Genomic DNA, 26,109 nt, shown 5'->3' with positions numbered 1-26,109 from the left:
GGGGCGGATAATCGTGCCCGTTTCTCGCGTGCCTGCCAGCGCAGCAGGTCGTGGATGGTCTGGTCGGTGCCCTCACTCGCGCCATTTGGCGAAGTAGTAGTAGACCGCGTTGCGGGGCGGCAGGTCGTGGGGTAGGTAGTCCCACTGGCAGCCGGTGCGGCCCTGGTAGAGGATCGCGTTGACGATCTCGCGCATGTCGTAGGCGCCCTGGTGGCCGCTGGCCGAGGGGTGCGTTGCCTTCCAGGCCGTGATCACCGGCTCGAGCAGGGCTCACCGCTCGTCGGAGAGGTCGCTGGGGTAGGGCTTGCGTTCGTTCACCTGGTCATCCCAGCACACCCAAGCCCACCAGGCAGGAGTAACGCTACAAATTCACATCATCACAATAAGACACTGGGGGCATCACCCCACGAAACGCCCTCTTAGAGGACGCCTCGCGGGTGCGTACGGGAACGCTTCGCAGAACATGGCGCTGCTGTGCAAACTCGCGATCGGCGTGCTGGCCGGGATGAGGTTCGCGAGCCCCCCGGAGTACGGACACTTGAGGTGAGGGTAGGCGTGGTTATCAGGAAGGATGTCGTCCGTGCCCTCTCCACACTCGCCCGAGTTCCGCCGCCGCGCTGTCGAGCTGGCGCGCCAGGGCAGCAAGTCAACCGTCGAGCTCGCCAAAGACCTCGGTATCAGCCGCGCCGCCGCCCGCCGCCGGCCGCCCGCTTCGGTGCGCGCTACGGGATCTCGAAGACGATCTTCCCCTGGTTGTCCCCCGCCGCGAGCCGCGCGAATGCCGCCGGGGCCTCGTCCAGGCGATAGACCCGGTCCACGGCGGGGACGACCGCGCCGCCGGTCACCAGGGCGGTGACCTCCTCCAGATCGGCACGCGACTGCGGCACCGCCAGCACCCCCACGCGTTTGCCCGTGGTCCACCGGATCGGCGGTCCGGCGAGGAGCGTGGCGACCAGCACGCGCGTGTACCCGCCGACCACGAGGTACGCCCCGCCGGGACGTAGCGCCCGGTGCACGCGGTGCGGTGAGCGGTGCGCGACCAGGTCCACGACGCGATCGTAGCGGGCACGGTGGTCGGCCCAGTCCTCCTCCTCGAAGGCCACCGTGTGGTCGGCGCCGGCGTGCAGCAGGTGCTCCGCCTTGTCCGCGCGGTCCACGGCGGTCACCACCGCGCCGTGGTGCTCGGCCAGACCGATCACGAACGCACCGCCCGCCCCTCCGGCGCCGTTGACCAGCACCCGGTCGCCGGGCCGCAGCCCGCGCGTGGACCGCAGCGCGATGCATCCCGCCTGCGGGATCGCGGCCGCGTCCGTGAAGGACAGGTCCGGGGGCTTGCGCGCCAGCAGCCGCGGCGGCGTCGCGACGTACTCCGCCAGCCCGCCGCGGTAGCCGACCAGCTCCCCGAACACCTCGTCGCCCGGCGCGAAGTCGGTCACCGACGCCCCCGCTGCGGCCACGACCCCGGCGACGTCCGAACCCGGAACCGGACTGCGCGGACGCCGCAGGCCGCCGAGCCGCGCGTAGAAGGGCCGTCCGGCGAGGTTCTCCCGGTCCGATCCGTTCAGGGAGGCGGCCCGCACCCGGACGAGGACCTCGTCGTCCGCGGGGACCGGGTCGGGGATGTCGCTGACGGCGAGGACGTCGGCCGTCCCGTACCGATCCTGGGTGATGGCTTTCATACGGGAGGCTCCTGTCGCGCGCCGACCGGGAGCCTCAGCCTAGTGCGCGGCCGTCACCGATAGCCGGGAGACGATCTCCCGAAGGATCCGGGAGGATCAGGCGGGTGGCCCGCTAACACCGGTGAGCATCACCAGTATCGGCAGGGCGGCGTTGTTGACCGCGTGCACGAGCACCGCGGGCCAGATCGAGCCGCTGCGGCGCATCAGCTCACCGGCGATGATGCCCACCACGATCGCCGCGGGCAGGACGATGTTGATGCCGTGGAAGAGGGCGAAGACCACCGAGCTGGAGACGATGCCGACGACCGGCCCGTAGCGCAGCAGGGCGTTGGCGAGCACCCCGCGGAACAGGAACTCCTCGCCGATAGGCGTGAGCACGGCCAGGAACAGGAACGTCAGGATGAGCGACAGCGTGCTGCCGCCGGCCGCGTCGTAGTACGTCCCCTGCGGGTCGGAGCTGTACCCGAAGACGGAGGCGACAGCCCAGGTCAGCCCGGCCTTGACCAGCAGGGCCAGCACGCCTCCGGCGAGCCCGGCGAGCAGCCAGCGCCAGGTGGCGCCGCGCACGTTGAAGGCGCCCAACGAGCGGATCCGTAGGAGGGCGGCCACGCCGAAGCCGGCGAGTCCGGCGACTCCCGACCAGGCCGCCACGACCAGCCCGTATGTCACGTCGTCCAGTTGGAGTCCCCACGGGCCGAAGAACGGGAGCACGGCCGTGGCGGCCACCATCCCGACGAGGCCGACGGCGATCTCCGGCCATCCCGGACGCGCCGGTGAGCCGCCGCCTGCCCGCACCGGCTCGTGGGGCTGCTGGGGCGAAGGGATCGACATGACGGGGTCTCCGTTTCTTAACGTTGCGAGCTTGCGGTTCTCGGTGCTTGCGGTTGTCAGTGCTTGCCGTCGGTGCTCCGAGGCGCTCGGGGCTCTTCGGGGAAGGGACCGGCCGGAGGCCGGTCTCAGGCGCGCGGCTCCCAGCGGAAGAGCCGGGTCGCTGCGACCACGGCGACGGCGGCCCAGGCGAGCGTGGGGGCGAATAGGAGCAGCGAGTCCGTCAGCGCGGCGTCGCCGGTCCAGGCGTTGACGACAAGTTCGGCGGCCGAGCCGCCCGGGAGCAGCAGCTTGAGCGGCCCCGGCTCCTCGGTGTCGCTGAACGCGACCCACCCGGCGACGACCATGGTTCCGACCATCAGCGGCAGCGTGGTGACCTGGGCGTGGTCGGGAGAGGTCGTCAGTCCGGCCGTGGCCAGCGCGAAGCCGAGCATCATGACCACCGCCGTCAGGACGGTCGCCGCGAGCAGCAGGGGGTCGGCCGGCGCGCCGCCGATGGCGGCCAGCACCGCGAGGACCACGGCTGTCTGGATCAGGGTGACGGCGGTGACCGGGAGCAGTAGCCCGGTGAGGATGCCGGTGTCGCCCGCTGCCGTCGAGCGCAGATGCTTGAGGAAGAGGTTCTGGCGGCGGGACGCGAGCGTGGTCACCGTGGTGGCGTAGAGCCCCATCGCCACCACGAGGAACACCAGCATCGCGGCGATTGGCCCGACACCCAGCACCTCGCCCAACTTCGGGAAGGCCCGGTGCAGGTAGATGTAGAACGCGCTGGAGGCCACCGGGACGATGAGCATGGTGACCAGGACGAGCCGGTTGCGGAATATCTGCAGCAGCTCGCTGCGGGCGATCGCGAACATGGTGTGGGTCCTCTTCGTGCTTAGGCGCAGGCGCCGGTGGCTGGACGGGCGGGTGGCGGGGCTGCCAGGGCGGCTAGTCGCCGCCGATGGCGCGGAAGACGTCGTCGAGCCGTGTAGGCCCGGCTTCGAGCCCTTGCAGCTCGACGGCGTGGTCCTGGGCCCAGCGGAGCAGCGTGTGCAGGTCCTTCTGCAGAGCGAAGGTCTCGACGAGGAACGCCCCCTCGCCCTCGCGGGAGGCCGGCAGCGGCGGCTCCGGCGCCTCCGGCGGGAGGGAGAAGCGGATCTCGGCCGGCAGGGTCTCGGTCAGCTCGGCGACGGTCCCCTCGCGGTGGAAGGCGCCGTTGTGCATGAGCCCGATGCGGTCGGCGCGCTGCTGGGCCTCTTCCAGGTAGTGGGTGGTGAGGACGACGGTCGAGCCGTCCTCGCGCAGTCGGTCCACCGAGTGCCACAGCGCGTCCCGCGACTGGATGTCCAGGCCGGTGGTGGGCTCGTCGAGGAACACCAGTTCCGGGGTGCCGTAGACGGCGGTGGCGAAGCCCAGTCGCCGCTTCTCACCGCCGGAGAGGTGGGAGACCTTAGTGGCGGCCTTGCGCGTGAGGTCGACGAGGCCGAGCACGCGGTCGACCCGGTCGGTGCGCTGGGTGAGGTCGCCGATCAGCCGGACGGATTCGCGCACCGTCAGGTCGGGTGAGAATCCGCTCTCCTGGAGCATGATGCCCATCCGCGGCCGCACGGCGCGCCGATCGCGGGGGTCGTGACCGAAGACGCGCACGGTGCCCGAGGTGGCGGCGCGGTGGCCCTCGATGGTTTCGAGGGTCGAGGTCTTGCCCGCCCCGTTGGTGCCGAGCAGGGCGTAGAGCTCCCCCTGCTCTACCTGGAAGGACAGGTCTCTGACCGCGTGGAAGTCGCCGTAGGCGAGGTTCAGGCGGTCGACGTCGATGACGGGTGTCGAAGGCATGCTGCGATTCCACCGCTCGGCGGGCCGATCCGTTAGTGGCGGCGTGTCACCGATCGGGTGTGACGCCGCCGCGGGTGCGGGCATGACACGGCGTCACTGGTGACACCCCTGGCGGGGCGGGATACTGGATCGGAGACGCCGCTGAACGGCGTCGGACCCGCCCCGCCGACCGACTTCAGGGAGAGCCCTCGCATGGACCCCAGGCCACCGCACGCACCGCCGCCGGTCCGCGCGGCCGTCCGCCGAACGGAACCCGCGGCGCCGGCGCTCGGCCGGTGCGGGCGGAGCCCGGAATGACCGCGGCGGACACCGAACAGCCGCGGGGGCAGATGCGCGTCCTCAACCACCACATCGTGACCGGTGCCGTCTCCGCCGTGGGCGCGTTGCTGGTGGTGACCGACGCCGCCGACTGGCAGGAGGGCGTGGTCCTGGCGGCGGGGCTCGCGGCCGCCGTGTTCGCCCTGACGCGGTGGACGGAGGGGCGCGCGCCGCTGTGGTCGCTGCCCTACCTGGTCGTCACCGCCGCCGTGTGGGTGGCCGGTGTGCTGGTGTTCGACGGCGCCACCGCGTCCTACCCCCTCGCGATCGTGGGCGCGATCTTGGTCCACGACCTGCCGCGCCACCGCCGCGCCACCGCTGTGGGGCTGGTCGCCGGCGCCCTCGCCGTCGTCGCGGTCCGGCTGGTGCTGGCGCCCGAGGATGCGCCGCGGGTGCTGTTCGAGTACGTCGTCGTCGCCGGGATCGTCGGCGGGAGCGCGGCGATCCTGCCGACCCTCGACCGGGGGGTCTCCGCCCTCGCCACGCAACTGGAGGAGTCGCGCGAACGCGAAGCCGAGCTTGCCGTCGTCCGCGAGCGGATGCGCTTCGCCAGCGAACTGCACGACATCCAGGGGCACACGCTGCACGTGGTCAAGCTCAAGATCGCGCTGGCCCGTAAGCTGCTGCACACCGACACCGAGCGGGCCGACGAGGAACTGCGGGAGGTCTACGCCCTGGTCGGCGACACCATCGCCCAGACCAAGGACCTGGCCTACGCCAAGCGGCGGCTCAACCTGTCCGCGGAGCTGGAGAACGCGAAGAACCTGCTGGAGGCCGCGGGGAGCCGTGTGCGGGTCGACCGGGAAGGCGAGGTCGACGAGCGCGTCGACGAGATGCTCGGCCAGATCCTGCGGGAGACCACGACCAACATCCTGCGCCACGCCCAGGCCCGGCAGGTGCACATCACCCTCTCGGAGACGGGCATCGCCGTCGACAACGACGGCGCGCCGGACGCGGCGGCCACCGAGCTCAGAGGGCTCGCTATCCTCCAGCAGCGGGTGGCCTACAACGGAGGAGAACTCACGGTGGAACAGCAGAACGGGCGCTTCCGCACAGCCGCGGTGTTCCCGCAGGCGGATCCGGACACGGCGCGGAGCGCCGCGGCTCAGGAGCGGGACCGATGACGACGGTTGTCCTGGCCGACGACGAGGCCCTGCTGCGCAAGGCGATGGCGTCGCTGCTGCCGCTGGAGGGCGAGATCACCGTGCTCGCCGAAGCCGAGGACGGCGACGCGGCGGTGCGCGCCGCCCTGGAGCACCAGCCCGACGTGCTGGTCATCGACCTGGAGATGCCCCGCACGGACGGCCTTGGCGCCGTCGCGGCGCTCCGCGAGGAGCGGCCGGAGCAGGTGATCCTGATGCTCACCCGCCATGCCCGACCCGGCGTGCTCCGCAAGGCCCTGAAGCTGGGGGTGCAGGGGTTCGTCAGCAAGTCGGCGGAGCCGGCGCACATCGCCTCGGTCGTCGCGACGCTGCACGAGGGCAAACGGTGGATCGACCCCGACGTCTCCGCGCTCGCCGTCCTGGACGACTGCCCGCTGACCGACCGCGAGACCGACGTGCTCCGGGGGACCGGGGACGGATACTCCGTCGCCGAGATCGCCGCCCGGCTCCACCTCGCGGAGGGAACCGTGCGCAACTACCTCTCCAACGCGATGCAGAAGACCCAGACACGCACCCGCCACGAGGCGGCGCGCTATGCCCGCGAGCACGACTGGTTGTAGAGGCGGGTATGCGCGTGGGCGGCCTGGCCGGGCGCACGGAGGTGTCGCCTTCGACATTCGCCAGGCGCTTCGCCCACCTGGTCGGCGAAGCGCCGCTGACCTACCTCACCCGCTGGCGCATGACTCTGGCGGCGGACCTGCTGGTCGAACGCAAGGGCGCGACCGTAGCCGACATCGCCCGCACGGTCGGCTACTCCGACCCGTTCGGTTTCAGCGCCGCCTTCAAACGCGCCCGGGGCACCAACCCCGGCGAGTTCCGCCGCAGCGCCGCGGCCCTGTCGCCTGCAGCGGACGAGCAGCCCGTTTCCGCCTCCGTCTGAAGAGTGCGCCCCCGTCGCCCGCTCTCAGGGAACCAGGGCCGTGCGCTCGAATGGGCCGCCGTGCGAGACGGCGTAGGCGACGGCTTCGTTGACCGCTTCGCGGGGAAAGGACCGTACCTGTTCGGGAGCGAGGTCCAGCGCACCCGCGGCCAGGAGCCGGATCAGACCGACGTTCGCCGTACGGGGGGCTCGGCGATGGGGGGCGGGGACCCCGAGCGGGCGGTGCCGCTGCTGGAGCAGGCAGTGTAGTACCACCACCGAGTCGGCCGGGCGCGCGGTGCGCACTGCAGAAGCGCCTGTTGGGTGAGGCGCTGACGGGTGCGGGACGTACGGAGGAGGCGGTGCCGATGCTGCGAGAGGCCCTGGACGTATCCGAGGACCATGACGATGTGTATCAGTTCGGGCAGAGCGGTGAGTACCAGCAGCAGCACCAGGACCGGGTGCAGCACCCCGAGTACCCCGGCCACCGCGATGAGCCCGATGGCCCCGGTCAGCACGTCGATCGTGTGGGTGATCATGCGCGCGACCTCGATCACCCCGCGATCGCGCCCGATACATCGCATCGCACAAGTCCGCGTCATCGAACGCTTCTAAGTGCACGCGGGAGGTCAAGTCGAACAGTTCGAGTTCGGCGGCACGCTCGACCTGAGGTTCCAGCCGGGCTTGGGCCCACCCGGCACCGGCCTGCAGCAGTGCGCGGCCGGTGGCCGCACCAGCGACCAGCAGCAGTGACGGCAGCGCCTGCCACACCCGCTCCGGCGTGGGACCCGCCGAGAACAGCGACTCCAAGACCCCAGCCACCGCGATCAAACTCACCGCGGTGCACATCCCGGCGGCCATGTACAACCCCACCGTCGCAGCGGTGTCGCACGGGCTGGCCTTCCACCCCCACCGCAGCGCCATCACGATCATCGACGGCATCCGCAGTGCCATCGACCAGAAGCTCGTGCTCGCCAGTTGCCGCAGTCAGGGGCTGTACCGGCTCGCGTTGACCTCAGGCATCGCCACAGACGCCGGTGTGCTGGGGGAGGACGTGCGGCGTCGACGCCGTAGTCGCATCCCTACTCCAACCAACAAGGGAACTCAAGTTCGATCGATGCCTGATGATGGAGGCTCAGGAACCCACGCGGTAGGGCTCTCGCGCACCGTTGGGCGTTGGGGCGCAACCGGATCGCAAACACCGGCACAGGCACCGAAGGTGCGAGCCCGACACCACCGACGACGCACAGGCACGGCCCCGCATCACGCGAGGAAAATCCACGCGGATAGAGCCAGCCCAGATCCACGACGCACCCGATGCGCCTACGCCGGCGCTCTGAGAGGGCGTTTCGTGGGGTGATGCCCCCAGTGTCTTATTGTGATGATGTGAATTTGTAGCGTTACTCCTGCCTGGTGGGCTTGGGTGTGCTGGGATGACCAGGTGAACGAACGCAAGCCCTACCCCAGCGACCTCTCCGACGAGCGGTGAGCCCTGCTCGAGCCGGTGATCACGGCCTGGAAGGCAACGCACCCCTCGGCCAGCGGCCACCAGGGCGCCTACGACATGCGCGAGATCGTCAACGCGATCCTCTACCAGGGCCGCACCGGCTGCCAGTGGGACTACCTACCCCACGACCTGCCGCCCCGCAACGCGGTCTACTACTACTTCGCCAAATGGCGCGAGTGAGGGCACCGACCAGACCATCCACGACCTGCTGCGCTGGCAGGCACGCGAGAAACGGGCACGATTATCCGCCCCGAGCCTGGTCGTACTGGACACCCAGAGCATCCGCGCGGCGGCCGCCGTGCCCTCGACCACGACCGGCAACGACGCGGGCAAACGCGTCACCGGGCGCAAGCGCGGCCTGACCGTGGACGTGCTGGGCCTGGTCGTGGCGGTGGTCGTGATGGCCGCATCCGCGCATGAGAACACCGCTGGCATCGCCCTGCTGGACCGGGTGGCCGCCCAGAGTGACACCGTACAGACAGCCCTGGTCGACCAGGGCTTCAAGAGCACGGTCGTCGACCACGGCGCCTCTGTGGGCATCGGCGTGGACATCGTCCAGCGCAACCCGGCCGAGAAGGGGTTCGTCCCCCAGCCCACGCGGTGGGTGGTCGAACAGACCTACGGCACCCTGGTCCTGCATCGGCGCCTGGTCCGCGACTACGAACACCGTCCCACCAGCTCCGAATCGCGCGTGTACCGGGCGATGAGCGACGTGACGACCCGCCAGCTTACCCACACCTCCAGCATGTCCTGGCGCGACACATGAACCACCACGAGGCGAAACCGCTGCTGAAGACCCTCGACGAGCGCGAACAGGCGCTCACCCACCAGGCCGAGCAGACACGCGCCCACATCGGCGAACTCACCACCAAGCTCGATGAACTCACCCAGGCGATCACGCATCTGCAGATCACCCGCACGGCCCTGCTCTCCCTGGTGGGTAAGGACGACGTCGAGCCGAGCACGCCGCCTGGCGCACTGCCCACCCTGCCTACGAGCAGATCATGACCGCATTCGCCGACCTCGCCCGGCCACTGCGCGCCCGCGACCTGTGCCAGGCCCTGGACCTGCCCATCGCGTCGAAGAACGTCGAGAACATCCGCTCCAAGCTCAAACGCCTGGTCAGCCGCAGCATCCTCAACGAGACTGAACCAGGCCTGTTCACCCAGCCGCGCCCATAGCCCACACGCGAACCCCTGACCAGCCCGCCTCGTCCAGCCCTAACGACGAAAGGGACATCAACCCACGAAACGCCCTCTCAAGTCCGTGGTGCAGGGGATCCCTCCGATCCGCTCCCGGCGTGGGCCGAGGCGGCGCAGGCCCGCCAAGCTGCACGGCGACAAGGGATACAACTACGATCACCTGCGCCGATGGCTCTGCGGACGAAAGATCGCGCATCGCTTGGCCCGCAAATGGGTGGAGTCCTCGAAGCGGTTGGGACGGCACCGGTGGCAGGTCGAACGCACCGTGATCCGGCTGGCCGGATGCCGACGTCTGCGCCGCCGGTACGAGCGCAGGGCCGACCACTTCCTGGCCTTTACCGGCATCGCTTGCACGCTGATCTGTTGTCGCAGACTGGCCAAATGAGATGAGCTCTAAAACCAACGCTGACTGAGACCCACGCCGGTCCAGATGGCGGTTGACGGTGCGGCGGTTGAGCGTGCCACCGTGGTAGCCGGCTCGCTGGTAATCCTCTGCGCGGACCACTTGTGTTCCCTCGCTCGAATCGCTGGTACACGAGGGATGCGGTGTTCACCCGAAGTTGGTGATCACCAGTTGGGCGCTCATAGCCAGGAGAACCAGGATCCCGATGACAGCCAGGACGTTCTGCCATAGCGCGTTGGCCAGGATGCTCATGTGGCGGCGCTGGTTCGCCAGCAGGAACAGCACGACGCCGAGCAGCGGCGCTATGAGCACGATGAGCGCTTGGGCGCCCACGATGAGCTCGACCGGCCCTTCGCCGGCGATGGCGGTGACCAGCGCCCCGAAGGTAAGCGGCAGCATGATCAGGGCCTTGACGCGTTTGGACGCCAACCGGTTGCCGAGCCCGATGCCGTCTGCCAGAAGGGTGCCGCCGGCGCTGGCGTTGGCGATCATGGAGGAGAACGCGGCGCCGAAGAACCCGAGTGCGAAGATCCAGGACGCCGCCGGTCCGGCGGCGGGTTCCAGCGCGACGGCGAGCTCGGGCAGGGTTCCCGCGTTGGTGCCGACTTCGCCTGCGGTCGTTGCGGCGGCGACGATGATGAATACGGCCATGATGCCCGGCGCGGCGATGCCGGGGATGGTGTCGGTGAAGGTAGTGGCCCGGTACTGCTCCTGAGTCAGCCCTCGCTCACGCGTGGCGTAGCCGATGTAGAAGGCTGCGTTCATCGAGAAGTTGGTGCCGACCAGCGCGATCAGCAGCACTTCGGCCCCGGCCGGGACTGTCGGTACGAAGCCGGCGCCCACGTCGAGCCAGTGCGGCTGGGTCAGTACCGCGCTGAGGACAAAGCCCAGCGCCATCAACGCGACGAGTCCCAGCATGAGCCGCTCGAGGATCGTGTACAGGTTGCGGCTGAGGATGATCAGGGCGACGGCGACGGTGCAGGCGAGTGTCCAGCCGACTGCCGATCCTCCGAAGACGAACGACAGGCTCAGCCCGGCCGCGGCGGCGTTGCCCACGGAGAACAGCAGGGTGATGGCGAACACGCCGACTCCGGCGAGTACCCCCATGGGGCGGCCGAGGCGCTGTTTGGTCGTCTCGATGAGCGATCCGCGGGAACGAAGCGAAACCCGCACGCTCATGTCCGTGAACACGATCGCCAGGACCGTGGAGATCACGATGACCCAGATGAGCGCGTGGCCGTACTGTGTTCCCGCCTGTACGGCGGTGGTCAGAGCTCCCGGCCCGAACTGCCAGGCACCGGCGATGAACGCGGGGCCCAACAGCGTGAGGTAGCGCAGCCAACGACGCGGCGCGGGGGCGCTCGCAAGGTCGGCGTCGTCGGGCCGGTGCGTGTGTGGTGACGGGGCCCCGTTGGGGTCGTGGCGCTGGTGTTCCACGGTCGTGACCTTTCTGCGGGGTCGGCCACGGGGCGTCCCGACGGCACATGGCCGCCGGGACGCATTGCCGCGCCCGCGTTGTTCGTGGGGGAAGTCCGGCCGTCTCCGGCCCGGCGGGTAGCGGCTACAGCAGGTCGGCCTGCTTGAGTGCGGAGCGGATCTCGTCGGCGGCACCGGTCGAGAGGTCCAGCAGCGGCGAGCGCACTGTGGCGTCGGGCAGGATTCCGCGCGCCACGAGGCCTAGTTTCAGCGCAACCGTGCCCTCCATGTGGGAGCCGCGGTGGTAGACCGCCTTGGTCACCGGGAGAAGGCGGTCGTGCAGTGCTCGGGCCGTAGGGTAGTCGCGGGCCTTCCCGGCGGCGATGAGGTCGATCAGCGGCTCGGGGGCGAGTCCTCCGTAGCCGACCAGAGCTCCGTCGACGTCGAACATCGTGTGCAGCAGGTACTCGTCGTGGCAGGTCAGGACCTGCAGGTCGGGCCGCTCTCGGCGGAGGACCGGGATCTCGGTGTCCCACCGGCGCATGTTGCGCACGCCGTTCTTGGTCGCGAAGACCCCGGGTTGCGCGGCGATCTCCAGCTGGGTCTCGAGGTCGTAGCTGGCCTTGGTGTTGTCCGGGTACTGGAACAGGATCAGCGGCAGCCCCGACTCCTCGTGGACGGCGCGGTAGCGGTCCTGAGGCGCGCCAGGCTGGAAACCGAACCTGAGCCAGCCGTGCGAGGGATAGACCAGCCCCGCAGCGGCGCCCGCGGCAGCGGCCTGCGCCGCCTCGGTCGCCGCGACACCGGTGCCTTCGCTGGTGATGCCGGCGATGATCGGCGTGTCGCCCGCGGCCCGCACCATCGTCTCGATCACCGCTACGCGTTCGTCCGGTGTGAGTGCCGTTCCCTCACCGGCGTGCCCAAGACAAACCAGGCCCTTGACCTCCGGGAAGCCGGCAAGCCACGTGGTGTATGAGGCCAAAGCCCCGTGGTCGACCTCTCCCGTGGGAGCGAATGGGGTCACGGGCGCGGGCACCAGACCGCGAAGGTCGAGGCCGTCACTGCTACTCACTGGCATGTCTCCTCTGTTCGAATCGTTCCTGGGAACGTTTTCAATATACTAGGGTGTGATGCGGTGCACGCAAGCCTGGGAGGCGACGTCTTCGGTGGCGCGTACGATCACGGGGTGCGGCGACGATGGGGAGGGGCGTGAGGTGAGCGAGCACCAGCCCGCGCGGCATGGCAGGAAGCCGCCGACTATCCGCGACGTGGCGCGCGCGGCCGGCGTGAGTACGTCAACGGTGTCCAGGGCACTGGACGAGCGGCTGCCGCCCTCCAATACAGTGGCGGCGCAGCGTGCGCGCCAGGCCGCTGCGGAACTGGGCTACCGGCGCGACGCGGCCGCCTCCAGCCTGCGCCGCACCGGCGCCACGGCCATAGGCGTCATCGTCCCGCGGCTGCGCGACACGGTGATGGCGATGCTGTTCGAGGAGATCGCCTTCGCGTGCGAGCAGCGATCGCTGCTCGCGCTCGTCGCCACCAGCCACGAGGATCCGCACAGGGAACGCGAAGCGGCCGAGTCGCTGCTTCAGCGCCGCGTGGACGGCCTGATCACCACCACGACACGCGTCGGCGACGACTTCCCCGCGACGCTGCGCGAACGCGATGTGCCCCACGTCCTGGCGCTGCGCACCGACGGCATCAGCCCATCCTCGATCGGCGACGACGAGCTGGGCGGCTACTTGGCGACGCGGCACCTAACCGACCTGGGGCACCGGCGTATCGGCTTGGTCGCCGGCCCGGAGCACGCCTCCAGCGCCCGCGGACGCGTCGCCGGCTACCGGCGCGCACTGGCCGAGGCGGGGCTGGCGGGCCGCGACGGCTGGGTCCGGCCCTCGCAGTTCAGTATGGAATCCGGTGAGGAACAGGGTGAGGCGCTCCTGCGGACGCCGGAGCCCCCGACGGCGATCTTCGCGGTCAACGACAACACGGCAGTGGGCGTGATGGCCGCGGCACACCGGCTGGGCTGGCGCGTACCCGAGGACCTGTCCGTGGTCGGCTACAACGACATCCCGCTGGCCAAACGGCTGCCCGTGCCGCTGAGCACGGTCCATGTCCCGCTGGGACAGGTGGCCGTCAACGCCGTGGAACTGCTCATGGACGCCATGGTCGGCCGCCCCGCGGCGACACGGGTATGCCTGCCGTCCCTCATTCCACGCCAGTCGAGCACGGCACCGCCTCCGTGATCACCGCGCCCAGACAGTGGGCCACAAGGGAATCGAGTCCTGGCCACGCGGATCCCGCTTCAGAGCGCAGCTCGTCGGCCAGCTCCTCATCCTCGACTCGGATACCGTCGCACTGCAGGTGATGCAGCAGGTCGCGCACGGCGCCAGCGTGGTACCCAGGTCGACCGGCTGAGTGTTGATATCCTGCTCGGCGATTTCCTGCGCAACATCTCCCTAGTTGCCGACGGCGATCTGATTACCGTGCCCGGTTGCGGCCACCGTCGTCGTAATCCGGCTAGTAGATGTTGGCGATCCGTACCGACGGCGCCGTTTCGCCCGGCGTCCCGTTCTGCCGACTGCGACTACTGCCTGTGGACCGGTTGTACTTCCGATCGGCTCTCTCTTGCGCGCTCCTCCTGAACCTTCTTGATCTCGCGCTTTTCCCTTGGGCTGAGCGTCATGAAATCCCCCTCCTTATGTGCTGGTAGAACACGGATCAACCCGGTGCGTCAAAGCCAACGCCGTTCCGGTCGGCAAGGACAACCACGCCCACGTGGAGGTCACCCGGGAGATCGCCCGGCGCTTCAACCACCTCTACGGCGAGACGTTCCCGGTCCCCGAACTCATCACCAGCGATGTGTCCTCCCTGGTCGGCACTGACGGCCAGGCCAAGGCCAGCAAGTCCCTGGGCAACGTCATCTACCTCTCCGACAGTGCCGAGGAGGTCCGCAAGAAGGTCTCGGCCATGTACACCGACCCCAACCGGGTGCGCGCCGACATCCCGGGCTCGGACGAGGGCAACCCGGTCTTCGTCTACCACGACGCGTTCAACGACAACCCGGCCGAGGTCGCCGAGCTGAACGAGCGCTACCGGGCAGGAACGGTCGGCGACGTCGAGGTCAAGGACGCGCTCGCCGCCGCGCTCAACCGGTTCCTGGAGCCCATCCGCGAGCGTCGCGCCTCCTTCGAGGCCCAGCCCGGCCTGGTGGACCAGATCATCGTGGACGGCACCGAGCGCACCCGCCGCGAGGTCCAGCAAGCGGTCTCCGAGGTGCGCAAGGCCATGGGACTGGCCGGGGCCTACAACCAACTCCGCCGCAAGGCCAAGCGGGCGCAGAAGAAGGCAGCGGGCCAACCCTGAGCGGGCCCGGCCCTCATGAGCCCCAACCACATAGGCACCGGCCCAGCTCGGGGGAGTCGCCGAGACGGCAGGGCGCGCAGCGGATCCTCGGGTGCGGCGGTGCACATCGTCGAACGCCCCGACCGTTCACGCGTGGCAGCCAAGATCGCCGCGTCTCCGCGGGTCTCGGCGCTGCACCAGGCCGCCCGGGACCAGATCGTGTAACTATGTCGATGTCTGCTGGCTCTGGCTCACTTTGTGTGGAGCGGTCACCCAGCGTGAAATTCTCGCTTAAGGCCCGCCTCGTACAACGCATCTCAGAGGGGACGGGGAAGCTACGTCAGGAGTGGAGCTTGGGTTGTGGCTTTGCGCGTCCACAGGGTGGGGACATGTACGGCCGACACCTTACCGCGACGCACCTCGGGAGTTGAGCGACCAAACGCGAAGGGCGCACAACCCTGTTCGAGTCTCTTTAAACTACCAAATGGTTTATGGTGACTTTTGGAGATGCAAATCCCGCTCGGCACCAGCCGGAACCGAGGCCCTACAGGCGCCTGGCCTGGACAGCAGACTCCTCTCGAGGAGAGGAGCCGTTATGCAGGTTGCTTGTGGCTCCTACGGTCGCTGCTGGGACGTTCCACGGTTTCTGGACAGCGCTCGGACTGAGGACGATCCGGCGTGGCACAAGCCGACCGCCACGCCCCTTCCTTGGGTGAGAGGCGTTCGCGTCGATTACGTACCGCGACACATGAGGAAGCGCACCTCATGGATCTCAAGCGGCTGCCACGCCCTGGGAGTGTCCCCCTGTCAGGGCACTATCAGGGGAACCCACATGACCGTCCGCGCTGGACCCCCGTTCGTCAGGGATATCGCTGGTGAGGCCACTGACGATCACCGAGCTTTACGCCCTGCCCGCGGCCGTGGACCTGATGACAGCGGCACAGGCACTGAACATGGGACGCACCATGGCCTACGAACTCGCCAAGAACGACGAGTTCCCATGCAGGATCATCCGCTACGGGAACACCTACCGGGTCCGGCTGGCTGACATCCTGCACCTGCTGGACGTCCCCGTACCTTCTCAGCAATCACAGGAAGTAGCGAAACCCAGTGCTCAAGACCGCACCGAGGCTGATGCTTTCGATCCGGACAGTACCGTCGAGGACCGCCCCTGACCGCCCTTGTTCGCAGGCTGTCGGGGAGTCCGTTACTAACCAGCGACCAACCAGAAGGACAGAGACCCGCCCTATGAAGCGAGGAAAAGATCTCTCATCTGCGAAAACAGTGTGGGCGTACCAGGACTTGAACCTGGGGCCTCATCCTTATCAGGGATGCGCTCTAACCGTCTGAGCTATACGCCCTCGCTCCGGGGGAACTCTACCGTAAGCGGCGAGCTGGGGCGAACCAGTTGGCCTCGGTGGCCAGGGGCTGATGGCCCTCCCCCTAGTGCCTTCCAGTGTAGCTGTTCCTGGCGCGTGCGGTCCGGGCCCGGTGGTGGCCGGGCCCGGTGGGATTACTCGGCCTCGTTGAGGGTGACGTCAATGCCGCCCACGAGGTCGGCCGCGAGGTTGTAGAGCATCGAGCCGACCGTGGCCAGCGCTGTGATCAGGATGATGTTCAGCGCTCCCACAAGGCCGGTGTAACCGAGGACGCGGGCCGGGGAGAACCAGGTCTCCGGGTTTACTTGGATCTCCTCGTCCTCCCCTTCAGTGAGGGAAGCGATGAGCTCGGTCATCGCGTCGAAGACCCCCAGGGCCGACAGGATGGTGTAGATCACCGCGACCGCGACGAACAGCACGATGAAACAAACCAGGGAGACAACGAAGCTGAACTTCATCACCGACCACGGCTCGACCCGGCTCACGGTCAGGTGCGCCTTGCGCCCTGCCTTCGTTGCCGTGGCCGCGGGCGGCTGCTCCTGTGACGACTGCGGTGCCGTCATCGTCGGCGCTCCCCCCTGGTGGGCTTCGGCCTCAACCGCGGCCTCCGCCTCGTTGCCGGATGTGTCGCCGGGCGGATCGCCGCTCTCGGCTTCCGCGGAGGTGGCGTCGTCCACCACGTCCTCCGCTTCTGTTCCGGTTTCGCTGTCGGTCAAAGCGGGTTCCTGAGAAGCGGATTCCCCGGGCTTACTATCAGTCATAGCTACGTTACCGCTGAACTCTCCAGTGACGGATGAAAACCGGACCAAGGGGGACTAGCTGAGTCCACTGGACCACGCGTGGCGGGGCAAATGTGGCATCAAGCCTACGGACTCCGTGCACCGCTCGGGCCACGGCGCGCGGAGGGCCGGACCAGCCGCCGTGGCCGCGAGCCCTGCCCTCCGCGGGTGATCAGGACGCGCCTCAGCTCTCGGAGGCCGTCGAGTCGTCGGCGGTCTCGGTCTCCGCGTCGCCTGCCTCCGGCTCACCGCTGTCGACCGAGGCCGCCTCGGCGTCCTCGCTGAACTCGGTCTCGGCGTTGCGCGCGATCGCGACCACGTAGTTGCCGCTTTCGAGGTTCATCAGCCGAACCCCCATGGTGGCCCGCCCGGACTGCTTCACCTCGGAGGACCGGGTACGGATGATGCCGCCGTTCAGGGTGATCGCGAAGATCTCGTCCTCCTCGGGCGAGACCATGGCCGCTCCGACGAGTTTGCCGCGCGCCTCGACGATCTTCGCCGTGAGTACGCCCTTGCCGCCGCGGTTCTGCACCGGGTACTGGTCGGCCGGGGTCCGCTTGGCGTACCCGCCCTCGGTCGCCACGAGGACGTCCATCGCGCCGTCCACCTCGCGGATGACGTCCATGCTGAGCAGGTAGTCCCCTTCGAGGAAGCGCATGCCGATGACCCCGCTGGTGGCCCGCCCCATGGGGCGCAGTGACTCGTCGGAGGCGGGGAACCGGATCGCCTGGGCGTCGCTGCTGATCAGCAGCAGGTCGTCGGTCGGGAACACCAGGCGCGCGGCGATCAGCTCGTCGTCCTCGCGCAGGTTGATGGCGATGATTCCGGCCGACCTGGAGGAGTCGAACTCGTCCAGCCGCGACTTCTTCACCAGCCCTGCCCGGGTGGCCAGCACCAGGTACGGCGCCGCGCTGTAGTCGCGCAGCGTCATGACCTCGGCGATCTCCTCGTCGGGCTGGAACGGCAGGATGTTGGCAACGTGCTGGCCGCGGGCCTCGCGTGCCGCCTCGGGCAGCTCGTAGGCCTTCGTGCGGTACACCCGGCCCTGGTTCGTGAAGAACAGGAGCCAGTTGTGCGTCGTGGTCACGAAGAAGTGCTGGACGATGTCGTCCTGCTTCAGCTGCGCCCCCCGCACGCCCTTGCCGCCGCGCTTCTGCGCCCGGTAGCTGTCGATCCGGGTGCGCTTGGCGTACCCGCCGCGCGTGATCGTGACCGCGACGTCCTCCTCGGCGATGAAGTCCTCCATACGCATGTCACCCTCGAACGGGATGATGTGCGTACGGCGGTCATTGCCGTACTTGTTGACGAGCTCGATCAGCTCATCGCGGACGATGCTCCGCTGACGTGGCGGAGAGGCCAGGATGTCGTTGTAGTCCTCGATCTGCGCCATGAGCTCGTCGTACTCGTCGGTGAGCTGGCGCCGCTCCAGCGCGGCGAGCTTACGCAGCTGCATGTCGAGGATCGCGCGGGCCTGGACGTCGTCGATCTCCAGGAGCGCCATGAGGCCGGTCTTGGCCTCGTCCGCCGACGCGCTGCCCCGGATGAGCGCGATGACCTCGTCGATCCGGTCGATCGCCTTGAGCAGCGCACGCAGGATGTGCGCGCGCTCCTCGGCCTTGCGCAACAGGTAGCGGGTACGCCGGACGATCACCGTGATCTGGTGGTCCACCCAGTGGCGAATCAGCTGGTCGAGGCGGAGCGTGCGGGGCACGCCGTCGACCAGGGCGAGCATGTTCGCGCCGAAGGTCTCCTGCAACTGGGTGTGCTTGTACAGGTTGTTCAGCACGACCTTCGCCACGGCGTCCCGCTTGAGCACGATGACCAGTCGCTGCCCGGTGCGGCCGCTGCTCTCGTCCTTGACGTCGGCGATGCCGCTGACCTTGCCGTCCTTGACCAGCTCGGCGATCTTGAGCGCGAGGTTGTCCGGGTTGACCTGGTAGGGCAGCTCGGTGACGACCAGGCACTGGCGTCCCCGACTGTCCTCCTCGACCTCGACGACCGCGCGCATGGTGATGGAGCCGCGGCCGGTGCGGTAGGCCTCCTCGATGCCGCGCTTGCCCACGACCAGCCCGTGCGTGGGGAAGTCCGGCCCCTTGATCCGCGCGATCAGGGCGTCCAGCAGCTCCTCGTCCGAGGCCTCAGGGTGCTCCAGGAACCAGTTGACGCCGTCGGCGACCTCGCGGAGGTTGTGCGGCGGAATGTTGGTGGCCATTCCGACCGCGATCCCCGCGGACCCGTTCACCAGCAGGTTCGGGAAGCGCGCCGGCAGTACCACGGGTTCCTGGGAACGCCCGTCGTAGTTCGGCCGGAAGTCGACGGTCTCCTTGTCGATGTCGCGCAGCATCTCCATGGCCAGCGGCGCGAGCTTGCACTCGGTGTACCGCATGGCGGCCGCGGGGTCGTTGCCCGGCGAACCGAAGTTGCCGTTGCCGTCGACGAGCGGCATCCGCATGGACCAGCCCTGGGCGAGCCGCACCAGGGTGTCGTAGATCGCGCTGTCGCCGTGCGGGTGGTAGTTCCCCATGACGTCGCCGACAACGCGGGCGCACTTGAAGTAGCCGCGGTCGGGGCGGTACCCGCCGTCGTACATCGCGTAGAGCACACGCTGGTGAACGGGCTTGAGCCCATCGCGGACATCGGGCAGGGCCCGGCCGACGATGACCGACATCGCGTAGTCGAGGTAGCTGCGCTGCATCTCGACCTGGATGTCGACGGGCTCCACCCGATGGGCGCGTCGGTCGGTCTCCTCCGGAAGGTCCGGGGTATTCGCATCCGTCACTGGATGTCGATCCTTTTCTACGTCGTTCGCTGCCGTCGGGATGTCCGGGGATCAGATGTCCAGGAAGCGGACATCCCGTGCGTTGCGCTGGATGAAGGAGCGCCGCGACTCGACGTCCTCGCCCATGAGCACGCTGAACATCTCGTCGGCCTGAGCGGCGTCGTCCAGAGTCACCTGCATAAGGAGGCGCTGGTCCGGGTTCATGGTGGTGTTCCACAGCTCCGTCGCGTTCATCTCGCCGAGGCCCTTGAAGCGCTGGACGAGGTCGCGGGGACGCGGGTCGCGCTTTCCGGCGGCGAGCCCAGCAGCGATCTGCTCGTCGCGTTCGCGGTCGGAGAAGGAGTAACTGGCGTCGCTCCCGCGCTGGTCCCACTTGATCTTGTAGAGCGGGGGCTGGGCGAGATAGACGTAACCGGCTTCGATCAACGGCTTCATGAACCGGAACAGCAGGGTGAGGAGCAGGGTCCGAATATGCTGGCCGTCGACGTCGGCGTCGGCCATGAGAATGATCTTGTGGTACCGGAGCTTCTCGATGTCGAAGTCGTCGTGGACCCCGGTGCCCAGAGCGGTGATGATCGCCTGGACCTCGTTGTTCTTCAGGATCCGGTCGATCCGCGACTTCTCCACGTTCAGGATCTTGCCGCGGATCGGGAGGATCGCCTGGTAGTGCGGGTCGCGACCGCCCTTGGCGGAACCACCCGCGGAGTCCCCCTCAACGATGTAGACCTCGGATTTCTCCGGGTTGGTGGACTGGCAGTCGGACAGCTTGCCCGGCAGCGAGGTGGACTCCAGCAGCGTCTTGCGCCGGGTGAGATCGCGGGCCTGGCGGGCAGCGATCCGGGCACGGGCGGCCTGGTTGGCCTTCGTGATGATGTCCTTGGCCTCGCCCGGGTTGCGCTCGAACCAGTCGCGCAGGTGCTCGTTGGTCACACGCTGCACGAACGACTTGGCCTCGGTGTTGCCCAGCTTGGTCTTGGTCTGCCCCTCGAACTGGGGGTCGGCCAGCTTGACCGAGATGATCGCGGTGAGCCCCTCGCGGATGTCGTCGCCGGTGAGGTTGTCGTCCTTGTCGCGCAGCAGTTTCTGCTCGCGCGCGTAGCGGTTCACGAGGGTGGTGAGCGCCGAGCGGAAGCCCTCCTCGTGCGTGCCGCCCTCGGCGGTGTTGATCGTGTTCGCGAAGGTGTGCACCGAGGAGGTGTAGGACTGGTTCCACTGCATGGCGACCTCGACGGAGATCCCCTCGCCCTCCTCCTCGAAGCCGATGACGGAGGCGTGCGCCGGGTCCTTGGTCGCGTTCAGGTGCCGGACGAAGTCCGTCAGGCCCTGCTCGTAGTGGTAGGTGTGCACCACGGGAGTGTCGCCGGCGAACTCGGGACGCTCGTCGCGGATGGTGATCGACAGTCCCTTGTTCAGGAACGCCATCTCCTGCAGCCGCCGGGCAAGCGTCTCGAAGCTGTAGGTGGTGGTCTCGAAGATGGCGTCGTCGGCCCAGAACGTGATCTGGGTTCCGGTCTCGTCGGTCTCCTCGCCCTTGGCGAGGTCGGCCACCGGGCGGCTGGCGCGGTAGCTCTGCCGCCACACGTGGCCGTCGACCCGGATCTCCACCTCCAAGCGGGAGGACAGCGCGTTGACAACGGAGACACCGACGCCGTGCAGGCCACCGGAGACCGCGTAGGACTTGCCGTCGAACTTGCCGCCCGCGTGCAGCATGGTCAGGACGACCTCGACGGCCGGTCGCTGTTCCACGGGATGCGGATCGACCGGGATACCACGCCCGTTGTCGGCGACGTGCACGCCACCGTCGGCCATCAAGGTCACCTCAATGGCGTTGGCGTGGCCCGCGAGGGCTTCGTCAACGGAGTTGTCGACGACCTCGGAGACCAAGTGGTGCAGGCCCCGTTCACCGGTGGAACCGATGTACATACCGGGGCGTTTACGTACCGCCTCGAGCCCTTCAAGAACCGTGATCGATCGAGCGTCGTAGGCCAAGTGTGAACACCCTCCTGATGGGGACGCCGCACACCGGTATCCACGCTTGGGGCGAGCTTTGCCGGCGGAAGCGTCCGAAGAACCAGCTCCATGATACCGCGCGTCACACCTGAAAGTGGCATCCGCGGCCCTGTGCCGCTCCACAGCGAACGCGCAGAACGGGAGCCGAGTCCCTACACGTGCCCGACCCCGCGAGCAATTTCCCGCGCCGTTCAGTGGCCGCTGCGGGCATGTTGGTTGTGATGTGTTCGTAAACCCACGGTGTTGCGGTGGTCACCGAGACGCCACTTCCGTGCGCCGGACCTTCGCGTCAGCCCGCGCGGCGCCGGCCCGCGCCGCGTCCGCGCCCTGGCCCCTGCACTTTGATGCTGTGCACAGTGCCGTGGCCGAGTTCCTCGTTCAACCGCCGCAGCAGTTCCCGGGTCATCGCGCGCGCGTGCGCGGCCATAGTCGCGGAGTCCGCTGCGATGACCAGCTCCCCAGCCTCATAGGAGACGGGTTGCAGGTGCTGGGCGTTGAACTCGCCCACGATCTCGCTCCACCGGCCGAAGACACCCCCGACCGCCACCTGTTCCTCCCAGCCGTGCTCGACCAGCCAGGCACGCACCGCGTCGCCGAACAACTGGGGTTCGTTGCGCGACCGGATCCGGCCGCGGCGCACCCGCCGGGGCCGCCCTTCAGGAGAGGCGCCGCGTTCCCTCGCCGCGGCCTTCGCCTGCGCCAGCGCCTGACGGGCGAGTTCGGCCCCGGTCGAGGTGGGCTCGTCATCCCCACCCTGTGGCGGAAGTCCGTCACTCACGACCCACGCCCCCCTCGTGGACCACGAACCGCGTTCCCCGCAGCTCGTCCGGGATATCGGCGGCGACCGCCGCGCTCACCAGGACCTGTTCCGCGTATCGGACGTGTTCGGCCAGGCGGCGCCGGCGTTCGGAGTCGAGCTCGGCGAAGACGTCGTCCAAGAGCAGCACCGGATCGTCGCCCTCCGCGCGGAGCAGCTCGAAGGCGGCCAGCCGGAGGGACAGCGCGTAGGACCACGCCTCGCCCTGGCTGGCGTATCCCTTTGCCGGTAGGTCGTCCAGGGACAGCCGGAGGTCGTCACGGTGCGGCCCGACAAGTCCGACCCCGCGCTGCAGTTCCTGGTCGCGGGAGTCGCGCAGCGCCGCCCGGATCGCGTCCACAAGCTGGGGATGCTCCGCGGGCACGGGCGCCGCTTCATCGGGGACCGCGGAACAGCGGTACTGCAGGACCGGAGGGCCACCCGCCGAGGTCAGCTCGGAATAGGATTTCCGCACCAGGGGCTGCAACTCTGAGACCAGGGACAGCCGAGCTGCCACCAGGTCAGCCCCGGCCACAGCGAGATGCTCGTCCCAGACGTCAAGGGTCGACAGGTCGACATCGCGGCGTTTCACCAAGGAGGCCGACGCCGACTTCAACAGGGCGTTGCGCTGCTTGAGGACACGCTCGTAGTCGGATCGCACGCCTGCCATCCGGGGAGCGCGCGCGACCAGTAACTCGTCCAGGAACCGCCGGCGCTCACCGGGATCTCCCTTGACCAGCGCCAGGTCCTCCGGGGCGAACAGCACCGTGCGCAGGATGCCCAACACTTCGCGGGGGCGGGTTGCGGGTGCTCGGTTGAGCCGGGCGCGGTTGGCCTTGCCCGAGTTGATCTCCAGGTCGACGAGCGCCGTACGGTCGCCCTTCACCACCGCCGCGCGTACGACCGCGCGTTCCGCTCCCTTACGCACCAGGGGGGTATCCGTGGACACCCGGTGGCTGCCGAGTGTTGCCATGTACCCGATCGCCTCGACCAGGTTGGTCTTGCCCGTTCCATTGGGCCCCACGAACGTGCTGATGCCCGGTTCCAGCTCCAGATAGACCTCGGGATAGGAACGGTAGTCGGCCAGTTGCAAGTGTGAGACGTACATCTGGCCTCTCCTTGTCGACTGTGCGGCGACAGCTACCCGAATCTCTTGAGTTTCACGTGAAACGGCGGCCACGCCCGGCTCAGCGCCGAGGCAGACCGATCCCCGGGACCCTACTGGCGCATGCGGACGATCTGTATCGCGAAGGGCGCCGGCTCAGCCTTCCTCGGCCTGCCCGGAGTCGGCCTTGGCCACGGCGTGCCCGCCGAACTGGTTCCGAAGGGCCGCGATGACCTTCATGGCCGGACTGTCGGGCTGTCGGGACGCAAAGCGTGCGTACAGGGCTGCCGTGATCACCGGGGCCGGAACGGCGTGGTCGACAGCCGCCCCAACGGTCCATCGGCCCTCGCCGGAGTCCTCAGCGTAACCGCGCAGCTCCGTGAGTTCGGGGTCGTCATCGAGGGCGCGGACCAGGAGGTCGAGCAGCCAGGACCGCACCACCGTCCCCTCGCGCCAGCTCGCGAAGGTACCCGGAACGTCGTCGACGATGTCCGAGGCCGCCATGAGTTCGTACCCCTCGGCGAAGGCCTGCATCATGCCGTACTCGATGCCGTTGTGGACCATCTTCACGAAGTGTCCCGCGCCGACACCGCCAGCGTGCACGTAGCCGCCGCCATTGTCCGGGACGAGGGCGTCGCAGAGGGGTCGGGCACGCGCGACATCCTCCTCCGCGCCGCCGACCATGATGCCGTAGCCGTTCTCCCGCCCCCAGACGCCGCCACTGACCCCGGCGTCCATGTAGGCGAGCCCGTGCTCGCGGAGTTCGGCGGCGCGCTGGCGGTCGTCCACATAGTGGGTGTTGCCGCCGTCGATGATCAGGTCACCGGTGTCCAGGAGCGAGGTGAGCTCCCGGATGGTGTTCGCGGTGGGGTCCCCGGACGGGAGCATCAACCACACCACGCGCGGCGCGGTCAGACGCTCGACCAGCTCGGGGAGGCTCGCGACGTCGCGCTTTTCGGGATGGCGAGCGAAGCCGACGACCTCGTGGCCCTTGTCGCGGAGCCGCGCGGCCATGTTCCCGCCCATCTTGCCAAGGCCGACCAGTCCCACCTGCATACTCATTGCCCCCTTGTTCGTCAGGCTGTGGACGCGTGCGGAACCCGCGTGATCTCGCGCTGGTTAGCTCGACAACCGGACCGGCATGATCAGGTACCGGTAGTCCGCGGAACTCTCCTCGTCGGCGGGCTTACCCGTGATGATCGCCGGCTTGGTCGACGTTGTGAACTGCAGCCGCGCGATGTCGGAGTCGATCGCGTTGAGGCCGTCGAGCAGGAACGTCGAGTTGAACGCGATCTGGACCTCGTCGCCGTCGAGCTCGGCGTCGAGAGCCTCCACGGCCTGGGCCTCGTCGCCGGTGCCCGCCTCCAGCACCAGACGCTCCTGGCTGAATGACAGGCGAAGCGGGGTGTTGCGCTCCGCGACGAGGGAGACCCGCTTGACGGCCTCCATGAACTCCGCCTTCTGCACCTCGGCGACGGAGCTGAACGAGTCGGGAAGCAGCGCCCGGTACTTGGGGAACTCGCCATCGAGAAGGCGCGTGGTTGTGCGGCGGCCGCCGCCCTCGAACCCGATCATGCCCTCACCGCTGTCGGCGTCGGACAACGCGATCGACACCTCGGCGCCACTGGTGAGGGACTTCGCGGTCTCGGCAAGGGTCTTGGCCGGGACGAGCGCGACCGCGGACAGGCCCGGGTTCTCCGGGGTCCAGGTCAGCTCGCGGACGGCCAGCCGGTACCGGTCGGTGGAGGCCAACGTGACAGTGTCGCCCTCGATCTCCACCCGCACGCCGGTGAGCATGGGCAGGGTGTCGTCGCGACCGGCCGCGACGGCGACCTGGCTTACCGCGGCGTGGAAGACATCGCTGCCGACGGATCCGGTGACCCGCGGCATCTCGGGCAGGGACGGGTAGTCCTCCACAGGCAGGGTCAGAAGTGTGAACTTCGCGCTCCCGCAGGTGACAATGACCTTGCCGCCGTCCGCGTTGATTTCCACAGTCTGTGGTGGAAGGTTGCGGGTGATCTCGGCCAGAAGGCGCCCGGAGACCAGGGTGCTGCCGGCTTCCTCGATGTCGATGTCGACCGAGACCTGAGCGGAGACCTCGTAGTCGAAACTCGACAACTTGAGCTTCTGGCTGCCCTCGTCCTCGCTCGCGTTGAGCAGGATGCCGGCCAGGACGGGGACCGAAGGCCGGACCGGCAGCGCACGAGCGGTCCAGGCGACGGCGTCGGCCAGTACGTCGCGTTCGACCCGGAACTTCACAATCCGACTCACTTTCTGCGAAGAGATCTTCGGACCCCTGCACAGCGTGGGAACACTACGCCGTCCAGCAAGAACCACCTGACGTGGAGGCTCCCAGGGGACCTCCGGGGCCCGACCATCGCACCGGGATGCATCGGGGGAGGGTTCACACCGTACCCCGATCCGGCCTCTGGCGCTGCCCGACCACTCCCGTGCGTCGCCGACTCATAGTGCCGCCTGGGGGCGGGGGCTGGGCAACGACCGTTCATCCACAGATTGGGCACCAAGCGGGTTAAGAAGCCACGTGGGGTCTAACAGGTGGCGTCGTAGTAGTAGGGGGTGTGGACAGTGTGGACAACCATTGTTCTCGCAGGTGGCCCCGCGAATTTTTGTCCACCGGGGTTGTGGGCGGCGCAGGGGAAAACATCCGGCGACTGTGGACGCCAGTACGCCCCCCACACTCCGTCCACCGGTTTTCCACCGCTCGT

General features: G+C 68.5%; 25 protein-coding genes, 1 tRNA gene and 2 pseudogenes. 12 read left to right on the top strand and 16 right to left on the bottom strand.

Annotation, left to right across the window (positions count from 1 at the left end):
* Positions 1–72: 72 nt before the first annotated feature.
* The 5 genes from F4561_RS32190 to F4561_RS30640 all read right to left on the bottom strand — a co-directional run bounded on the left by F4561_RS32190 (position 73) and on the right by F4561_RS30640 (position 4,322).
* Entirely contained in the window at positions 73–267 is a 195-nt protein-coding gene (locus F4561_RS32190) for a transposase (protein ID WP_246437457.1), read from the bottom strand.
* Between the two features lie 455 nt (positions 268–722).
* On the bottom strand, positions 723–1,679 hold the full coding sequence (locus F4561_RS30655) for an NAD(P)-dependent alcohol dehydrogenase (protein WP_184585174.1): 957 nt from the start codon (positions 1,677–1,679) through the stop codon (positions 723–725).
* A gap of 96 nt (positions 1,680–1,775) precedes the next feature.
* The gene (locus F4561_RS30650) at positions 1,776–2,510 is read right to left on the bottom strand and encodes a CPBP family intramembrane glutamic endopeptidase (RefSeq protein WP_184585173.1); all 735 of its coding nucleotides are present in this window, start codon (positions 2,508–2,510) and stop codon (positions 1,776–1,778) included.
* Positions 2,511–2,635: 125 nt separating this feature from the next.
* A complete protein-coding gene (locus tag F4561_RS30645; RefSeq protein ID WP_184585172.1) occupies positions 2,636–3,364 on the bottom strand; it encodes an ABC transporter permease in 729 nt (242 codons plus the stop codon).
* 73 nt (positions 3,365–3,437) lie between these two features.
* Positions 3,438–4,322, bottom strand: coding sequence for an ABC transporter ATP-binding protein (locus F4561_RS30640; RefSeq protein WP_184585171.1), 885 nt, complete (start codon positions 4,320–4,322; stop codon positions 3,438–3,440).
* 293 nt (positions 4,323–4,615) lie between these two features.
* Here F4561_RS30640 and F4561_RS30635 point away from each other — a divergent pair, with 293 nt between their 5' ends.
* The 3 genes and pseudogenes from F4561_RS30635 to F4561_RS30625 all read left to right on the top strand — a co-directional run.
* Complete coding sequence (locus tag F4561_RS30635) at positions 4,616–5,764, top strand: sensor histidine kinase (RefSeq protein ID WP_184585170.1); 1,149 nt, start codon at positions 4,616–4,618, stop codon at positions 5,762–5,764.
* Complete coding sequence (locus F4561_RS30630) at positions 5,761–6,363, top strand: response regulator transcription factor (RefSeq protein WP_184585169.1); 603 nt, start codon at positions 5,761–5,763, stop codon at positions 6,361–6,363. Before F4561_RS30635 ends, F4561_RS30630 begins: the two co-directional genes overlap by 4 nt.
* Before the next feature lie 23 nt (positions 6,364–6,386).
* A pseudogene (locus tag F4561_RS30625) lies at positions 6,387–6,683 on the top strand (helix-turn-helix transcriptional regulator); the annotation flags it as partial.
* Between the two features lie 161 nt (positions 6,684–6,844).
* On the opposite strand, the gene F4561_RS30620 reads toward F4561_RS30625, so the two are convergent.
* Complete coding sequence (locus tag F4561_RS30620) at positions 6,845–7,264, bottom strand: hypothetical protein (RefSeq protein ID WP_184585168.1); 420 nt, start codon at positions 7,262–7,264, stop codon at positions 6,845–6,847.
* A 13-nt stretch (positions 7,265–7,277) separates the two neighbouring features.
* Between F4561_RS30620 and F4561_RS30615 the strand changes: the two genes are divergently transcribed.
* The 6 genes and pseudogenes from F4561_RS30615 to F4561_RS30600 form a co-directional block, all read left to right on the top strand.
* Positions 7,278–7,415, top strand: coding sequence for a hypothetical protein (locus tag F4561_RS30615; protein WP_184585167.1), 138 nt, complete (start codon positions 7,278–7,280; stop codon positions 7,413–7,415).
* Between the two features lie 739 nt (positions 7,416–8,154).
* The gene (locus F4561_RS32185; RefSeq protein WP_246437457.1) at positions 8,155–8,349 is read left to right on the top strand and encodes a transposase; all 195 of its coding nucleotides are present in this window, start codon (positions 8,155–8,157) and stop codon (positions 8,347–8,349) included.
* A gap of 16 nt (positions 8,350–8,365) precedes the next feature.
* Positions 8,366–8,935 (top strand): transposase, encoded by a 570-nt coding sequence (locus tag F4561_RS30610; RefSeq protein ID WP_312885749.1) that lies wholly within the window; start codon positions 8,366–8,368, stop codon positions 8,933–8,935.
* Positions 8,932–9,177 carry a hypothetical protein gene (locus F4561_RS32180; protein WP_221445398.1) on the top strand — a complete coding sequence of 82 codons (246 nt, stop codon included), beginning with the start codon at positions 8,932–8,934 and terminating at the stop codon, positions 9,175–9,177. Before F4561_RS30610 ends, F4561_RS32180 begins: the two co-directional genes overlap by 4 nt.
* Positions 9,174–9,350 carry a hypothetical protein gene (locus F4561_RS32175; RefSeq protein WP_221445399.1) on the top strand — a complete coding sequence of 59 codons (177 nt, stop codon included), beginning with the start codon at positions 9,174–9,176 and terminating at the stop codon, positions 9,348–9,350. Before F4561_RS32180 ends, F4561_RS32175 begins: the two co-directional genes overlap by 4 nt.
* 85 nt (positions 9,351–9,435) lie before the next feature.
* Positions 9,436–9,756, top strand: a pseudogene (locus F4561_RS30600) (transposase); the annotation flags it as partial.
* Positions 9,757–9,921: 165 nt separating this feature from the next.
* On the opposite strand, the gene F4561_RS30595 reads toward F4561_RS30600, so the two are convergent.
* Both F4561_RS30595 and F4561_RS30590 read right to left on the bottom strand, forming a co-directional pair.
* Complete coding sequence (locus F4561_RS30595; protein WP_221446391.1) at positions 9,922–11,211, bottom strand: Nramp family divalent metal transporter; 1,290 nt, start codon at positions 11,209–11,211, stop codon at positions 9,922–9,924.
* Positions 11,212–11,335: 124 nt separating this feature from the next.
* Positions 11,336–12,262 carry a dihydrodipicolinate synthase family protein gene (locus tag F4561_RS30590; protein WP_221446390.1) on the bottom strand — a complete coding sequence of 309 codons (927 nt, stop codon included), beginning with the start codon at positions 12,260–12,262 and terminating at the stop codon, positions 11,336–11,338.
* A 58-nt stretch (positions 12,263–12,320) separates the two neighbouring features.
* On the opposite strand from F4561_RS30590, the gene F4561_RS30585 reads away from it, so the two are divergent.
* The 3 genes from F4561_RS30585 to F4561_RS30575 all read left to right on the top strand — a co-directional run bounded on the left by F4561_RS30585 (position 12,321) and on the right by F4561_RS30575 (position 15,710).
* Positions 12,321–13,436: a LacI family DNA-binding transcriptional regulator gene (locus tag F4561_RS30585; RefSeq protein ID WP_184585165.1), complete on the top strand. Its 1,116-nt coding sequence runs from the start codon at positions 12,321–12,323 to the stop codon at positions 13,434–13,436.
* Positions 13,437–13,893: 457 nt separating this feature from the next.
* Positions 13,894–14,556, top strand: coding sequence for a tryptophan--tRNA ligase (locus tag F4561_RS30580; RefSeq protein WP_184585164.1), 663 nt, complete (start codon positions 13,894–13,896; stop codon positions 14,554–14,556).
* Between the two features lie 854 nt (positions 14,557–15,410).
* Entirely contained in the window at positions 15,411–15,710 is a 300-nt protein-coding gene (locus F4561_RS30575; RefSeq protein WP_246438193.1) for a helix-turn-helix domain-containing protein, read from the top strand.
* A 112-nt stretch (positions 15,711–15,822) separates the two neighbouring features.
* Here the strand turns inward: F4561_RS30575 and F4561_RS30570 are convergent.
* The 8 genes from F4561_RS30570 to dnaN form a co-directional block, all read right to left on the bottom strand.
* Positions 15,823–15,896: transfer RNA gene (locus tag F4561_RS30570), tRNA-Ile, on the bottom strand.
* Positions 15,897–16,048: 152 nt separating this feature from the next.
* Positions 16,049–16,630 carry a DUF3566 domain-containing protein gene (locus tag F4561_RS30565; protein WP_376773827.1) on the bottom strand — a complete coding sequence of 194 codons (582 nt, stop codon included), beginning with the start codon at positions 16,628–16,630 and terminating at the stop codon, positions 16,049–16,051.
* Positions 16,631–16,877: 247 nt separating this feature from the next.
* Positions 16,878–19,472, bottom strand: a complete 2,595-nt coding sequence (gyrA, locus tag F4561_RS30560; RefSeq protein WP_184585162.1) for a DNA gyrase subunit A — start codon at positions 19,470–19,472, stop codon at positions 16,878–16,880.
* 51 nt (positions 19,473–19,523) lie between these two features.
* Positions 19,524–21,461 (bottom strand): DNA topoisomerase (ATP-hydrolyzing) subunit B, encoded by a 1,938-nt coding sequence (gyrB, locus tag F4561_RS30555; protein WP_184585161.1) that lies wholly within the window; start codon positions 21,459–21,461, stop codon positions 19,524–19,526.
* 310 nt (positions 21,462–21,771) lie between these two features.
* Positions 21,772–22,260: a DciA family protein gene (locus F4561_RS30550; protein ID WP_184585160.1), complete on the bottom strand. Its 489-nt coding sequence runs from the start codon at positions 22,258–22,260 to the stop codon at positions 21,772–21,774.
* The gene (gene recF, locus F4561_RS30545; RefSeq protein WP_184585159.1) at positions 22,253–23,386 is read right to left on the bottom strand and encodes a DNA replication/repair protein RecF; all 1,134 of its coding nucleotides are present in this window, start codon (positions 23,384–23,386) and stop codon (positions 22,253–22,255) included. The genes F4561_RS30550 and recF overlap by 8 nt, the downstream gene beginning before the upstream one ends.
* A 153-nt stretch (positions 23,387–23,539) precedes the next feature.
* The gene (gnd, locus tag F4561_RS30540) at positions 23,540–24,445 is read right to left on the bottom strand and encodes a phosphogluconate dehydrogenase (NAD(+)-dependent, decarboxylating) (RefSeq protein WP_184585158.1); all 906 of its coding nucleotides are present in this window, start codon (positions 24,443–24,445) and stop codon (positions 23,540–23,542) included.
* A 57-nt stretch (positions 24,446–24,502) separates the two neighbouring features.
* On the bottom strand, positions 24,503–25,642 hold the full coding sequence (dnaN, locus tag F4561_RS30535) for a DNA polymerase III subunit beta (protein WP_184585377.1): 1,140 nt from the start codon (positions 25,640–25,642) through the stop codon (positions 24,503–24,505).
* Positions 25,643–26,109: the final 467 nt, after the last annotated feature.

The sequence above is a fragment of the Lipingzhangella halophila genome (genome assembly GCF_014203805.1).
Taxonomy (GTDB): Bacteria; Actinomycetota; Actinomycetes; order Streptosporangiales; family Streptosporangiaceae; genus Lipingzhangella; species Lipingzhangella halophila.
Note: the sequence above shows the minus strand (reverse complement) of the source record. Positions and strands in the feature narration are given on the sequence as shown.

What these genes read in the sequence shown, in the direction of transcription:
- gnd (WP_184585158.1), bottom strand. Translation starts at nt 24,445, where the DNA reads ATGAGTATGCAGGTGGGACTGGTCGGCCTTGGCAAGATGGGCGGGAAC.
- F4561_RS32175 (WP_221445399.1), top strand. Translation starts at nt 9,174, where the DNA reads ATGACCGCATTCGCCGACCTCGCCCGGCCACTGCGCGCCCGCGACCTG.
- F4561_RS30630 (WP_184585169.1), top strand. Translation starts at nt 5,761, where the DNA reads ATGACGACGGTTGTCCTGGCCGACGACGAGGCCCTGCTGCGCAAGGCG.
- F4561_RS30655 (WP_184585174.1), bottom strand. Translation starts at nt 1,679, where the DNA reads ATGAAAGCCATCACCCAGGATCGGTACGGGACGGCCGACGTCCTCGCC.
- F4561_RS30585 (WP_184585165.1), top strand. Translation starts at nt 12,321, where the DNA reads ATGCGGTGCACGCAAGCCTGGGAGGCGACGTCTTCGGTGGCGCGTACG.
- F4561_RS30635 (WP_184585170.1), top strand. Translation starts at nt 4,616, where the DNA reads ATGACCGCGGCGGACACCGAACAGCCGCGGGGGCAGATGCGCGTCCTC.
- F4561_RS30640 (WP_184585171.1), bottom strand. Translation starts at nt 4,322, where the DNA reads ATGCCTTCGACACCCGTCATCGACGTCGACCGCCTGAACCTCGCCTAC.
- F4561_RS30645 (WP_184585172.1), bottom strand. Translation starts at nt 3,364, where the DNA reads ATGTTCGCGATCGCCCGCAGCGAGCTGCTGCAGATATTCCGCAACCGG.
- F4561_RS30620 (WP_184585168.1), bottom strand. Translation starts at nt 7,264, where the DNA reads ATGACGCGGACTTGTGCGATGCGATGTATCGGGCGCGATCGCGGGGTG.
- F4561_RS30650 (WP_184585173.1), bottom strand. Translation starts at nt 2,510, where the DNA reads ATGTCGATCCCTTCGCCCCAGCAGCCCCACGAGCCGGTGCGGGCAGGC.
- recF (WP_184585159.1), bottom strand. Translation starts at nt 23,386, where the DNA reads ATGTACGTCTCACACTTGCAACTGGCCGACTACCGTTCCTATCCCGAG.
- F4561_RS32180 (WP_221445398.1), top strand. Translation starts at nt 8,932, where the DNA reads ATGAACCACCACGAGGCGAAACCGCTGCTGAAGACCCTCGACGAGCGC.